Genomic DNA, 14070 nt, shown 5'->3' with positions numbered 1-14070 from the left:
CTTTAAAAATTCTCCGGAGGGAGATTTTATAGAAACATTTATATTTTCGCATGAGTGTTTTTCGGGGTATATTAGGTATCTATGTACATAAATAGGTTATTACGTATTGCTGCTTGATATTCCTCCTATTTTCCGACTCCTTTCTATGGACAATTGTTAAGGGAAAGTATGTTAGAACTTAGTATACTCTGGAAAATACTCATGAATAAGTAATGAGGAGGAGTGCGAAAAGATGTCAAAACGTAGAGCAATCTCATCGACTTCTTTAGAAGATAGACCACCTTTACGTCCAGCAATCTCTCCGGAAGGTAGAGAGGCTCAATTGATATCCTTGGCGTATGATGTAGTTGAACAACGCTTGCGTGATGGCACGGCATCTTCTCAAGAAACAACTCATTTTCTAAAATTAGGATCAACTAGAAATCAATTAGAAATTGAGAAGCTCAAAAATGAAACCGAATTGCTAAAAGCAAAACAAGCAAGTCTAGAATCAACAGCCAGGATGGAGAAATTGTATGCAGACGCAATGAATGCTATGAAAACATATTCTGGAAAGGATGATTATGACGATGTAATTATTGAAGGCGGTGAATTCTAATGAAATCGTATTCAGAATTAATTAGGTTACATTCTTTTGAGGAACGGTTTAGATATTTGCGACTAAATGGAGTAGTTGCTAATGAAACATTTGGATTTGATCGATATTTAAATCAAAGATTTTATAGGTCTCCAGAATGGAAAAGAGTTAGACAACAAGTTATTGTTAGAGATAATGGCAATGATATGGGTTGTCCTGGTTATCCAATTCGTGGTGACATTATTGTACATCATATTAATCCGGTATCAATTGAAGATCTTGAAGATAACATTGAGTTACTTCTTGATCCGGAAAATTTAATTTGTGTATCGTTACAGACACATAATGCTATACATTATGGTGATGATGCAATAGTAAAAGAAAAAGTAATAACAGATCGTCGACCTGGCGATACTAAATTATGGTAGTGTGAAAGGAGACTAAGTATGTCTAAACAAAACAAAAAAGCTAAAGCAAATTCTGAAGCTAAAGGTTATATTGCTAACCAAGAGGTAGTTGTTGCTAGAAGACTTCCAGATGGCAAATCAGAGATGACTGCTTTCTTATCTCGTGGTAAAGAAGTTATTATCCTTGGTTCTGAAGGAGATTACTACAAAGTTGCAGCTCATATCGAATGTTTTGTTCCAAAGAGATTTGTAGAATTGGCTAATAGTGAGCCACAAGCAGAACCAGAGCCTGAAGAAGCTCCTAAAGAAGAAGTCAAAGAAGCTGAAGGAGAATAATCTTTATGCCAGACGCTGTAATCTTAGAAGAGAGTATCCTAACCTCTATTAAAAAATTGTTAGGACTTAGTGCAGATAATACAGCGTTTGATACTGACGTAACTTTTCATATCAACACTGTATTTGCAAACCTAATTCAAATGGGTGTTGGCCCTCAAGAAGGATTCCGTATTACAGGTACTAGCGAAACTTGGGGACAATTTACTTCAAATGATTTATTGATAGAAAATGTTAAAACATATGTATACATTAAAGTTAAGCTAGTCTTTGATCCTCCTCAAACTTCAGCATTGCTAGATGCTTTTAAAGGTCAAGCAGCTGAATTAGAATGGAGATTGTATACTCAAAAAGGAGGTTATTAATATGTATCCATATTCTGAACAAGAAAAGAAATTTATAATCACCCGCAGACAAAATGAAGAAAAAGGCGATATTAAAGTTATTCAAAGAGATTTCTATGATGACTTACCAAGAGCTATCTGCGAAGTTCTTGATAGAATTTCATGGCGTTGGAGAAACTATGATTGGTTTGAAGAAGCTTGGAATAAGTATAGAGAACACGTTCTTAATGCAAGTTCAAGCGGACAAGCAGTTAAAGCTCCAGGCGTTATATTCGATGACTATATCGATGAACAAGTTAAAGAAAATTTCTTAGATGAAGAACAAGCTAATTTATTACATAGTTATGACGAGTTAAATGCTCTTTTCCATCATGGTGTTAAAGGTCAAAAGTGGGGTATCAGAAGATATGAAACTGAAGACGGTAAATTGACAGCTTTAGGCAAAAGAAACGTTAAACATGATGTTAGTGTCGGTGTAGGTGCTGCAGCTGGTGGTGCTATTGGCGCTAGGTTAGCATGGAAAAAATTTAAAACAAGTCCTGCGTTTAAAGCTAATTTTAAGAAAGCTGTTACTAAAACAGTGTTAATTGGTTTAGGAGCATCAATCGTTGGTGGTTTCTTAGGTCATAAAATTAACCAATTAAAGAATACTTACGAAGATAATAAAAACAAACCTCTTAGAGAAAGAGAAAATGTTGGTTTATTAGGTAAGAAAGTTGGAAAAGCAGCAAGTAAAGCTGATCAGTTTATAACCGGTAATGGTCATGTAAGATTAGGTTCACGTGGTATTGTCAAGTGAGGTAAATAATTATGGGAACATATATTATTAATCCACAAGAAATCCTTCAACATCATGGAATTAAAGGTCAGAAATGGGGCGTAAGACGTTTCCAAAACGAGGACGGTACTCTAACAGATGCAGGCAAAGCTCGCTATAACGAAAAAGGTGAACCATATAAAGATCCTCGTAAAATGACCGATAAACAATTAGCAGATGCTAATAAGAGATTGGGTGCGGAAGCACAATACAAACAATTAACTGGAACAACACAACCTGGTAGAGCTTTTAACAGGGATACAGCAATCAAAATCGGTGCAACATTTCTTGCAACCGGAGCTCTAACATTTTTAGCTAGAAAGTGGAAAAAAGGAACTTGGGCTGAACACAAAGGTAAAACAGCTAGAAGTAAAGTTGCAGTCGGAGCAACAATAACCACAGCGCTATTAGCAGGTGGTATAGGTGCCCTTATTGCAGGCGCCGGGTCTTTAGGTGGTCAAGCCACTGAAAGAGATAAACCTAGCGTTTACACCAAGCCTTAATCTAAATTATGTCGTTATCTAACACGGCTGTACCAAAATATTATGGCCGTTTTAGAGAAGCGGTCTTAAAAGGAGAAATTCCAGTTTGTAAAGAAGTCGCCATGGAGATGAATCGAATAGATAAACTTATCGCTAATCCTGGTATATATTATGATGACCTAGCCGTTGAAGGCTACATCAAGTTTTGTGAGAATGAACTCACATTAACCGATGGCAGTGATATGAAACTATTAGATACATTTAAATTATGGGCCGAACAAGTATTTGGATGGTATTATTTTATAGAAAGAACTGTATTTGTACCAAATCCAAGTGGTGTTGGTGGCTCATATGTAAGGCGAAGAATTAAAAAAAGATTAATACAAAAACAGTATTTAATTATAGGTAGAGGTGCTGCTAAATCAATGTATGCTTCTACTATTCAAAGTTATTTTTTAAATATTGATACGACAACGACATACCAAATTACAACTGCTCCAACCATGAAGCAAGCTGAAGAAGTTATGTCACCAATTAGAACAGCTATTACGCGCGCACGCGGTCCTTTATTTAAATTCTTAACAGAAGGATCCCTTCAAAATACTACAGGGTCAAGAGCAGAGAGAGTTAAGTTAGCTTCTACTAAAAAAGGTATTGAAAACTTCTTAACTGGATCTCTTGTAGAAATTCGCCCATTCAGTATTAATAAATTGCAGGGTATTAGATGTAAAATTGCAACAGTTGACGAATGGTTATCTGGTGATATTCATGAAGATGTTATAGGTGCAATTGAACAGGGTGCTTCTAAAGTTGATGATTACTTTATATTAGCTATTTCATCTGAAGGTACAGTTCGTAATGGTCCTGGCGATACTATTAAAATAGAATTAATGAAGATTCTCAAAGAAGAATACTATAATCCTCATGTATCTATTTGGTGGTATAAGTTAGATAGTGTCGATGAAGTTGCAGATCCTGCACTTTGGGCTAAAGCCAATCCTAATATTGGTAAGACAGTTAGCTATGAAGCATATCAACAGGATGTAGAAAGAGCAGAGCAAGCTCCTGCAACTCGTAACGATATTTTAGCTAAAAGATTTGGCCTTCCAATGGAAGGTTATACATATTATTTCACATACGAAGAAACTATTCCACATCCTAAATCCGAATTCTGGGGTATGCCATGCGCTTTAGGCGCCGACTTATCACAAGGTGATGACTTCTGTGCATTTACTTTCTTATTCCCACTTAAAAATGGGTGTTTTGGTATTAAAGTACGAAGTTATATTACAATTAAAACGATGGATAAGTTGCCAGGTGCTTTAAAAGTAAAATATGACGACTTCTTAAGAGAAGGTTCATTATGCATTATGGAAGGTACTACTTTAGATATGGATTTGGTATATGATGATCTAGATAAACATATTCAAGAAAAAGAATATGATGTTAGAGCATTGGGATTTGACCCATATAATGCTAAAGAATTTGTTGAAAGATGGCAATCTGAAAACGGTCCTTATGGCATAGAAAAAGTTATTCAAGGTGCTAAAACAGAATCCGTTCCTTTAGGTGAACTTAAGAAACTTTCCGAGGATAGAATGCTTATATTTGATGAAGAGCTTATGCAATTCTGTATGGGCAATGCTATCGTTCTTGAGGACACAAATGGTAATAGAAAGCTTTATAAGAAACGTTATGAAGCTAAGATTGATAATGTCGCAGCAGCAATGGATGCTTGGGTCGCTTACAAACACAACAAGGAGGCTTTTGATTAATTATGTATAGTTATTCACAAGAGTATTTATCGCATCATGGCGTCAAGGGCCAACGATGGGGTGTTAGAAGATATCAGAATGAAGATGGTACTTTAAAAAACAAAGAGAAAAAACCACTTTCTTCTGATACTAAATTTAAAATAGGTGCATATTCTGCGGCAGGAACAGCATTTTTAGCAGGTGCTGGGGCTAGTTTATTAGTACGTAAAATAAAAACTGGCAGCATTGTATCTGGCGGTTATGTTGTTAAAAAAGGCCAACAAGGTATTAAATATCGAAAAAGTGTTGGGGCCACTGTAACTAAAGCATTATTAACAGGAGCTCTTGCCGCTTTAACAGTTGGTGCCGCTGCAAATATTGTTAAAGCACACAAAGATAAAAAAGAAAATGGAGGTAATAATTAACCATGGGCTTATTAGATAGATTATCTCATGCGTGGAATGCCTTTTTTGGAAAAGGACCTCCATATGATTTAACAAAACCAATCATTACAACTCGTTATGAGAATCTCGGATACTCATCTACATATAGACCAGATCGTATATATTTTACAAGAGGTCAGGAAAGATCACTTATAACTACAATTTATAATAGAATTGCAGTTGATGTAGCTTCAGTTGACATTCGTCATGTTAAAATAGACGATAATAATAGATTTGAAGAAGAAGTCGACGATAGTCTTAACGAGTGTTTGAAAACCGCAGCGAATAAGGATCAAACAGCTAGAGAATTTATTAGAGATATTGTTATTTCTATGTTTGACGAAGGCTGTGTTGCTGTTGTACCTGTTGATACAAGTATTGATCCTAAAGTTTCTACATCTTTTGACATTGAAAGCATGAGAGTCGGTAAGATTGTAACGTGGTTCCCTGAACAAGTCGAAGTAGAACTTTATAACGACCGTATAGGTCAAAAACAGACGATTACAGTGCCTAAAAAGAGTACTGCAATTATAGAGAATCCATTCTATGCAATAATGAACGAGCCTAATTCAGTAATGCAAAGATTGATTCGAAAATTTAATCTTCTTGATGTAGTTGATGCGGAAAATGGATCAGGCAAACTGAATCTTATTGTTCAATTACCATACATCATTAAGACTCCGGCGCGTCAAGTTCAAGCTGCACAACGACGTGCTGACATAGAAGATCAGTTAGGCAAATCACAATATGGTATTGCTTATACTGATGGTACGGAAAAGATAACACAGTTAAATCGTCCTGCCGAGAACAATTTATTAGAGCAAGTTAAATATTTGACGAGCATGGTATTTACCCAGTTAGGTATGACAGAAGCAATTTTAAATGGTACAGCAGATGAAAAGACTATGTTAAACTACACACACAGGATAGTAGTTCCAATTCTATGTGCTATTACTGAGGAATTCCGTAGAAAGTTTTTAACTAAAACTGCTAGAAGTCAAAAACATACTATTATGTTCTTTAATGATCCATTTAAACTAGTACCAATTTCTAGTTTGGCTGACATTGCTGATAAGTTCACAAGAAATGAAATTATGTCTTCTAACGAAATGAGACAAGTAGTTGGCTTAAAACCATCTAATGATCCAAAAGCAGATGAACTCAGAAATAAAAATATTAATCAACCAGTTGATGAAAGTACACCACCTGGTAATCCTATGGGCAGTGATTTAGACGATGCAGCTGCTAAAGAACTAGCCGATTTGAACACTGAATAACGGAGGTTGTTAAAAATCAAAATGAGTAAACCAAAGACTTATGATTTTAGTGGTTGGGCCACTAGAAACAACATCAAATGTTCAGATGGGAGAACTATTTTAGCACATGCCTTTAAAGGCAATGATGGGGCTAAAGTTCCATTAGTTTGGAATCATGATCACAATGATGCAAACAACGTTTTAGGTCACGCCATTCTCGAAGATAGAGATGAAGGCGTTTACGCATATTGCTCATTTAATGATACCGAACAAGGTGAAAATGCTAAAAAATTGGTCTCTCACGGAGACATTTGCTCCTTGTCTATTTATGCTAATCAATTAAAGCAGACAAAAAACAAGGAAGTAATGCATGGTAACATCAGAGAGGTTAGCTTAGTGTTAGCAGGTGCAAATCCTGGTGCTTATATTGAGAATGTAATATCTCATGCAGACACTGGTGAATCTGAAGAAGCTAAAATCTTCAACGATGGTGCTATTGAAATGTTCCATGCAGAAGAAGAACAAGAAAATGGAGGCAGTCAAATGCAAAACGATCCAAACAAACAAGAAACTCCGGAACAAACACCAAATCCGGAAGAACAAAAACAAGAAAACTTAGAACACAAAGATCCTGCACCAAGTAATGAAGACGAAACTGTTCAAGACGTTGTTGACACAATGAATGAAAAACAACGTAGTGTTTTAGAACTTCTCGTTGGTGCCGCTTATGAAGAAGGCAAAAATGCAAACGGAGGAAATCAACAGATGAAACATAATGTTTTCGAAGGCATGACAAAAGATAATGGCGAAGAATTAAGCCATTCCGAATTTGTCCAAATTTTAGATGATGCTAAGAAGAATGGCTCTATGAAAGAAGCTTTCTTAGCTCATGGTATCACCAATGTTGGTGAATTATTCCCAGAATATCAAGCCGTTAATAAACAACCAGAAACAGTTTCCAGAGACATGGACTGGGTTGCCAAAGTTATGGCTGGTGTTCACCACACACCATTCTCAAGAGTTAAATCAACTTATATCAATATTACAGCTGATGAAGCTCGTGCGAAAGGTTATGTCAAAGGTAGACAAAAAGTTGAAGAAGTTATCGCTGCTTTCAAGCGTAAAACAGATCCACAAACCGTCTACAAACTTCAAAAGATTGATAGAGATGACGTTATCGACATCACAGATTTCGACGTTATCGCTTACTTAAAAGCCGAAATGAGAACAATGCTCAATGAAGAATTAGCTAGAGCATTCTTAATCGGTGATGGTCGTAGTTCTGATCATAATGATAAGATCGACCCATTACACATCCGTCCAATTTGGCAAGACAATGAAGTCTATAGCATTAAGAGAATAATGGAACAAGCTCAAGACGAAGACGAATACGCATTTGCTAAGAGATTCATTAAAGAAGTCGTCAAGTCTCGTAAAGACTATAAAGGTTCTGGTAACCCAACACTCTTCACAACCGAAGACATGCTTACAAACATGCTCTTAATTGAAGACCTCAATGGCCGCGTCATTTATGACACAGTTGAAAAGCTTAAAACAGCTCTCCGTGTTTCCGACATCGTTACAGTCGAAGTTATGGAAGGTGCATATCGTAGAGATGCTTCATACCAATACGACTTATTAGGTCTTGTTGTCAATTTAAGAGACTATAATGTTGGTGCCGATAAAGGTGGCCAAGTTAGCATGTTCGATGGCTTTGACATCAATTACAATAAGCAAGAATACTTAATTGAAACACGTTGCTCCGGTGCGTTAGTCAAACCATATTCTGCTATCAGCTTTGAAAAGAAACATTCTTTTTAGGTAGCGTCACAGTAGATCCCGAGACTGATGAGGCAGGCGCTTTATTTGGGAAGTTAGCAAGTGAATTACAATCAGATTTAGTTATTAATAACGGTGTTGCTTCCGGTACTTTACACTATATTTCTGGTTGGACTGAATTCAGCTCTAAACCAGCTGAACAATCTGGTAACTATATAGCGCTAAAAGTCAATGGTGCTCCAGCTGAAGCTGTGATTACTTACAAATTAAAAGGTAGTTCAAAGGCTCCAGTCACCTTAGACCAAGATAGAAACATTGTTGTTATTTGTACAAACAAACCAAACGCAGTGTTACAATTTACAGTTACAATGGGTGAAGATAGTGTCGTTAAAGAAGTTGCTTTAAGTGACATCACCTTCGAACCAGCTCCACAAGCAGAACCAGAGCCTGAAGAAGCTCCTAATAACCCTGAGTAAGGAGAAAATTCAAAATGGCAAGGTATTATGGGAAAATCGGTTACGGTGTAGCCACTGAAACTGTTCCGGGTGTATGGACTAATAGTATTACTGAAAAAGATGCCTATGGCGACGTAATTAGAAATACTAGAAATTTAGAACATACGGATAAAGTTAATAGTGATATTAATATTGATAATTTAATAAGCATTGTGGCCGACCCATTTGCCATGAGCAACTTTCGTACAATTAAATACGCGACATTTATGGGAGTCAAGTGGATTGTAAAGAGAGTTGAAGTACAATACCCTAGATTGATACTGACTTTGGGAGGGGAGTACAATGCACAATAGGCTTACACTACACGAGGAACTTTGTACAGTTCTTGGAACTCGATATGTATATTTCCAACCACCAGAGTCTCTTAAACTCAATTATCCATGTATTATTTATGAACGTTATGACATAGCTAATACATTTGCTGACGACATTGTTTATGACAGTCCTCGTCAGTATAGAGTCACAGTTGTTGATGAAAATCCAGACAGTGAAATAGTGACAAAAGTGTCACAAATGAAAACTGCAAGATTTATTCGTCATCATGTTGTGAACAATTTAAATCATGACATCTTTAACATTTACTACTAGGAGGACATATTATGCCTACAAGCAATAAAATCGTGTGGGACGCGTCTGGTAAACACTTCTATGAAACAGGTGTCGATCATGGCGTTTTATACCCAATGAATCTTGATGGTGCAACATATGGTGCTGGCGTTCCTTGGAACGGCTTAACAGCTGTCACAGAATCTCCAGAAGGTGCTGAAGTCACTCCATTATATGCTGACAACATCAAATACTTAAACTTAATGTCTGCCGAAGACTTTAAGGCTACAATCGAAGCATACACATACCCAGATGAATTCGAAGAATGTGATGGTTCCGCCGAATTAGGTGCCGGCGTTAAAATCGGTCAACAACCAAGAAAATCTTTCGGTTTTGCTTATCGTACCAAACTTGGCAACGAACTCAACCCAGATTTAGGTTATAAATTACACCTCATTTATGGCTGTAAAGCTGCTCCATCAGAAAGAGCATACGAAACAGTCAATGATTCCCCAGATGCAATTACATTCTCTTGGGAACTTTCAACAATTCCAGCAGAAGTTACTGGTTTCAAACCAACAGCTCATGTTGAAATTGATTCAACTAAAGTTGCTGCAGCTAAATTAACTTTAATTGAAGCTGCTTTATTTGGCACTGATGATGCTGAGCAAATCTCAGCTATTGCTGCAAAAGTTACTGGTTTCACCGGTGCACCAATGTTATTAATGCCAAATGATTTAATCGCTTTACTCGCGGAATAAGTTACAAACATTTAAATTTTAAGACCCTTCCTCTCTAATTCAAAATGGACTGGAGGGGTCTTCTTTAATTAAAAGGAGTCAAAAACAATGTTAAAAAAGACAATTACATTCACTGATTATAATGGTGAAAAAAGAACGGAAGATTTCTACTTTAATTTAACTAAAGCCGAAGTTACAGAAATGGAATTAGAAATTTCCGGTGGCATGCGAGCCATGTTAGAAAAAATTATAGCAGCACAAGATACACCATCCTTAGTTAAAGTCTTCAAAGATTTAATTTTACGTGCATATGGTGAAAAGAGTGCTGACGGCAAACATTTCTTTAAAGAAGACAAAGATGGTCACAAATTAGTTAATTTATTTGTGCAAACAGAAGCTTATTCAGAATTATTTATGGAATTAGCAACCAATGCTGATGCTGCTTCTGAATTTATTAATGCTATTTTCCCAGCCGATATTGTGGAAAAAGCAAAAGAATTAGAAGCAAAATAATTCCTAAATAGATGAAGGGAGACTAATATGCTTGAACTTAGAATAAAAGAGCATGAAGGTTGGGATGAATCCAAACAAGAATTTGTCTCAACTAAAGCAACAACACTTTCTTTAGAGCACTCATTAGTCTCTCTTTCTAAGTGGGAATCTAAATATAGAAAACCATATTTATCTACAGAAGAAAAGACAGTTGAAGAGATTCTTTATTATATCAAATGTATGACGATTACACAAAACGTTGATCCGAATGTATATAGTTTGTTAACTAAAGATGACTTCAAAAAGATTAATGAGTATATAACAGATTCAATGACAGCAACTTGGTTTACTGATAGAAAAGTCGAAGGTCAACCACCTAGTAGACCAAATAAAGAAGTTATTACAAGTGAGTTAATCTATTATTGGATGATATCTTATCAAATACCATTTGAATGTCAGAAATGGCATCTGAATAGATTACTAACTTTGATTAGAATATGTAATGTTAAAGAAGCACAACGTAATGGCAAGGGTAATAAGATGTCAAAACGTGATATTTTAGCCCAAAATCGTGCATTAAATGCTGCTAGAAGACAAAAATTAGGTACTAAAGGGTAGTTTATGGGTATAAAAGTAAAATCTACAGGGGATTTTAAAAATATCGAAAATTACATCTTAAAGCATAAAGAATCCATGTTCACAGAAGAACAAATTGTTCAAATAGCAGAAAAATCCTTAGAGTTATTTAAAAAGAATACACCATCCAAATCTGGTATGACTGCAAATTCATGGTCATATGAAATTAAGAAAGTAAAAGGAGAGTATGTGATAGATATGCATAACTCTAACATACAAAATGGTATGAATATTGCTATTTTAGTTGATAGCGGTCATGCTCTTTATAATGGTGGATGGGTTTCAGGAGCACATTACATAGATCAAACAATAGAAGAAATTTTTAAATATGTAGATAAAATGAAATAAATTTATGTAGAGAGGAGCTTAAAGACATATGGCAAAAGATAATGTAGATACCAAAGTTGTCCGCATGGAGTTTGACAATAAGCAATTCGAAAAGAATATTAAACAAACATCTAAGTCATTAGATAATCTTAAGCAATCTCTTGATTTCAAAGGTGTTGGCGATAGTATAGAAAAGGTTAAAGTCAAGATATCGGCTCTACAAATAGTAGCAACAACTTTTGTAGCTACGCTAACAAATAAACTCATTAATTTGAGCACAGTATTAGTAAAATCGTTATCAGTTGATAATATAGCTACTGGTTGGGCTAAATTTGGCGACAAAACTATTTCTGTTGCCACAATGATGGCTCAGAAGATCAGAATAGCTGGTCAAGAAATAACAGATTTAGCTGAAAAGACAAAAGTAGTTAATGAACAATTAGAATTATTAGCTTGGTTCTCTGATGAAACATCATATTCATTCACAGATATGGTTAATAATGCTGGTAAGTTTATTGCAGCAGGTCAAGATTTAGATACTTCCGTGAAAGCGATGGAAGGTATTGCAACATGGGCAGCTTTAGCTGGTCAAAATGCAGCGACTGCTTCTAGAGCAATGTATCAATTAGCACAAGCAATGGGCAAAGGTAAGATTCAAAAGATCGACTGGATGTCAATTCAAAATGCTAACATGGATACTGAAGAATTTAGAGAAACTATTTTGGCTACGGCTGTTGCTTTAGGTAAATTAACCAAAGAAGGTAACAAATTCGTAACTAAGACTGGCAAAAAGTTCGAAAAATCTCAATTTGCAGATTTTTTAAGTGAAGGTTGGTTTACAACTGATGTATTAATAGAAGGTCTTAACAAATACTCTGCTGCGGTTGAACAAATCTATGAAATATCAGAAAGAACAGGTAAGACTGCTTCTGAAGTAATAGAAGAATACGGAGATCAATTGGATGTTTTTGGTGTAAAAGCGTTTAAAGCAGCTCAAGAAGCTAGAACTTTAGCTGATGTATTAAATTCTGTTAGAGATGCAGTTTCATCCAAATGGATGACTACTTTTGAAAAAGTATTTGGTAGTCAAGAAGATGTAGTAAAGTTCTGGACTAATTTGGCTAATGAACTTTATGAAGTATTTGCTGAAAGTGGTAATTTCCGAAATAATATTTTAGATGTATGGAGTTCTTTGGGAGGTAGCGAAGATCTATTTGCTAAAGATGGAGATCATCAAGGTGCTTTCTGGAATATGTTTGACGCGATTAATGCCGTTGTTAAACTAATAAAGAAAGCTTGGAATACTGTATTTCCACTCTCAACGATGGAAAAAGAAGCTGATCAGGCATCTGAAATCGGCGTTACTTTAAAGAATCTAACAGTCCAAATAAGAGAATTTACAACCAGTTTGAAATTTGCAGAAAATACTAGCTCGAGATTATATAAGATTTTCCAAGCAACATTTACTGTATTAAAAGCTGGAACAGTAATCTTGAAGACACTACGTTATGTACTAGATCCTATAATAGAATTAGGCAAACGTTTAGTTGGTCAAGTTTTAGACGAGATTATTTATAGTACTAATAAAGTTATTGGTGTTGGATCTAAAATAGAAAAGATTGCTATTAAAGCTCAAACAATTATTAGTAATTTAATAGATGCTCTAGACATAGAAGGAGTTTTATCACAACTTTTCGATTGGTTACATGAAACATATGATCTCATATCAAGTACTGGCCCAATTGAAAATGCTATCAAGTTAGTTAATTCCTTTATTGATACATTTAAAGAAGCTGGTGGTAGTCTTGAAAGTATTAGAAAGGTTATTTTATCAGTCGTTTATATTTTTAATTTATTAAAGAATACTTTATTATCAGTAATTTCAGTAGCGCTAAATGCTATATTACCAATTATTGATGACTTGTTAGAAATAGCAGTCAAAGTTGCTGGTTATATTTTAGGCACTCTTAGTAAAGTTATTGAATCGGTTGCTGATATGATTATAACTTTAGTCAAAGCTATACAATCAGGTGATAGTTTATCTCCAATAGGTGATAGCATAAATGATATTTTAGAAAGTATAGGTACTTTAGCAAAAGGATTAATACCGGTATTAGGTCAATTAGTTCCCGTTATCTTGAAATTTGTTAAAATGTTATTTATGATTCCAGAGATGCTAAACGAAATAAGTAAGAAAATTACTGGCAGAGGAATCTTAGATAATTTAGTTTATATTTTTGATAATATCATATCAGCTATTACGACTTTTGTAGAAGGTCTTAAGAAAAATGCTTCCACAGGTAGTTTAAGCGGTTTGTTTAGTGCTATAATGGGAGTGTTCGAAGGATTATATGAATTATTAAAAGGTTTGATAGCTTCAGCACAATTAATATTAACTATTATCGGAAGTGCTTTGAAAACTATTGGTCAAGCATTACAAATGATAGCTGATTTATTTATAAAAGTATTTGGTGGTAGAACTAATGAGTTAAGTACTGCCCAAAAATCTATGTGGAAAACTATTGTTGTTTTAGCAGCTTTAGCTGGAACAATATGGTTAATATATACTATATTTTATGGAGTATTATCTGCAGTTCATCCATTAAGTGTCGTTGCCGATTC

At 35.2% G+C, this 14070-nt stretch carries 18 protein-coding genes; all 18 read left to right on the top strand.

The window, feature by feature from the left end:
• The first annotated feature begins 322 nt into the window (after positions 1-322).
• Positions 323-598, top strand: coding sequence for a hypothetical protein (locus tag ACKI3Q_RS01390; RefSeq protein WP_407413562.1), 276 nt, complete (start codon positions 323-325; stop codon positions 596-598).
• Positions 598-1005 (top strand): hypothetical protein, encoded by a 408-nt coding sequence (locus tag ACKI3Q_RS01385; RefSeq protein ID WP_407413560.1) that lies wholly within the window; start codon positions 598-600, stop codon positions 1003-1005. The genes ACKI3Q_RS01390 and ACKI3Q_RS01385 overlap by 1 nt, the downstream gene beginning before the upstream one ends.
• 18 nt (positions 1006-1023) lie before the next feature.
• Positions 1024-1320, top strand: coding sequence for a hypothetical protein (locus ACKI3Q_RS01380; protein ID WP_407413558.1), 297 nt, complete (start codon positions 1024-1026; stop codon positions 1318-1320).
• A 5-nt stretch (positions 1321-1325) separates the two neighbouring features.
• Positions 1326-1682 carry a hypothetical protein gene (locus ACKI3Q_RS01375; RefSeq protein ID WP_407413556.1) on the top strand — a complete coding sequence of 119 codons (357 nt, stop codon included), beginning with the start codon at positions 1326-1328 and terminating at the stop codon, positions 1680-1682.
• A 1-nt stretch (position 1683) separates the two neighbouring features.
• Positions 1684-2460, top strand: a complete 777-nt coding sequence (locus ACKI3Q_RS01370; protein WP_407413554.1) for a hypothetical protein — start codon at positions 1684-1686, stop codon at positions 2458-2460.
• A gap of 173 nt (positions 2461-2633) precedes the next feature.
• Positions 2634-2981 (top strand): hypothetical protein, encoded by a 348-nt coding sequence (locus ACKI3Q_RS01365; protein ID WP_407413552.1) that lies wholly within the window; start codon positions 2634-2636, stop codon positions 2979-2981.
• Between the two features lie 8 nt (positions 2982-2989).
• The gene (locus ACKI3Q_RS01360) at positions 2990-4735 is read left to right on the top strand and encodes a terminase TerL endonuclease subunit (protein ID WP_407413550.1); all 1746 of its coding nucleotides are present in this window, start codon (positions 2990-2992) and stop codon (positions 4733-4735) included.
• Between the two features lie 2 nt (positions 4736-4737).
• Positions 4738-5139, top strand: a complete 402-nt coding sequence (locus ACKI3Q_RS01355) for a hypothetical protein (RefSeq protein ID WP_407413548.1) — start codon at positions 4738-4740, stop codon at positions 5137-5139.
• 2 nt (positions 5140-5141) lie between these two features.
• Positions 5142-6434 (top strand): phage portal protein, encoded by a 1293-nt coding sequence (locus ACKI3Q_RS01350; protein ID WP_407413546.1) that lies wholly within the window; start codon positions 5142-5144, stop codon positions 6432-6434.
• Between the two features lie 21 nt (positions 6435-6455).
• On the top strand, positions 6456-8234 hold the full coding sequence (locus ACKI3Q_RS01345; RefSeq protein ID WP_407413544.1) for an HK97 family phage prohead protease: 1779 nt from the start codon (positions 6456-6458) through the stop codon (positions 8232-8234).
• Positions 8235-8443: 209 nt separating this feature from the next.
• Positions 8444-8668 (top strand): hypothetical protein, encoded by a 225-nt coding sequence (locus ACKI3Q_RS01340; RefSeq protein ID WP_407413542.1) that lies wholly within the window; start codon positions 8444-8446, stop codon positions 8666-8668.
• A gap of 14 nt (positions 8669-8682) precedes the next feature.
• The gene (locus ACKI3Q_RS01335) at positions 8683-9000 is read left to right on the top strand and encodes a hypothetical protein (protein WP_407413540.1); all 318 of its coding nucleotides are present in this window, start codon (positions 8683-8685) and stop codon (positions 8998-9000) included.
• On the top strand, positions 8990-9295 hold the full coding sequence (locus ACKI3Q_RS01330) for a hypothetical protein (protein WP_407413538.1): 306 nt from the start codon (positions 8990-8992) through the stop codon (positions 9293-9295). The genes ACKI3Q_RS01335 and ACKI3Q_RS01330 overlap by 11 nt, the downstream gene beginning before the upstream one ends.
• Before the next feature lie 11 nt (positions 9296-9306).
• Positions 9307-10014, top strand: a complete 708-nt coding sequence (locus tag ACKI3Q_RS01325; protein WP_407413536.1) for a hypothetical protein — start codon at positions 9307-9309, stop codon at positions 10012-10014.
• 87 nt (positions 10015-10101) lie between these two features.
• Positions 10102-10506, top strand: a complete 405-nt coding sequence (locus ACKI3Q_RS01320; RefSeq protein WP_407413534.1) for a hypothetical protein — start codon at positions 10102-10104, stop codon at positions 10504-10506.
• A gap of 27 nt (positions 10507-10533) precedes the next feature.
• Complete coding sequence (locus ACKI3Q_RS01315; RefSeq protein ID WP_407413532.1) at positions 10534-11103, top strand: hypothetical protein; 570 nt, start codon at positions 10534-10536, stop codon at positions 11101-11103.
• Between the two features lie 3 nt (positions 11104-11106).
• Positions 11107-11469: a hypothetical protein gene (locus tag ACKI3Q_RS01310; RefSeq protein WP_407413530.1), complete on the top strand. Its 363-nt coding sequence runs from the start codon at positions 11107-11109 to the stop codon at positions 11467-11469.
• A 28-nt stretch (positions 11470-11497) separates the two neighbouring features.
• Positions 11498-14070, top strand: a 2573-nt coding sequence (locus tag ACKI3Q_RS01305; protein ID WP_407413528.1) for a tape measure protein, incomplete at its 3' end; no start/stop codon positions are given.

The organism is Methanobrevibacter sp. (assembly GCF_045636185.1).
GTDB lineage: Archaea > Methanobacteriota > Methanobacteria > Methanobacteriales > Methanobacteriaceae > Methanocatella.
This window is presented reverse-complemented; position numbering and strand designations above follow the sequence as displayed.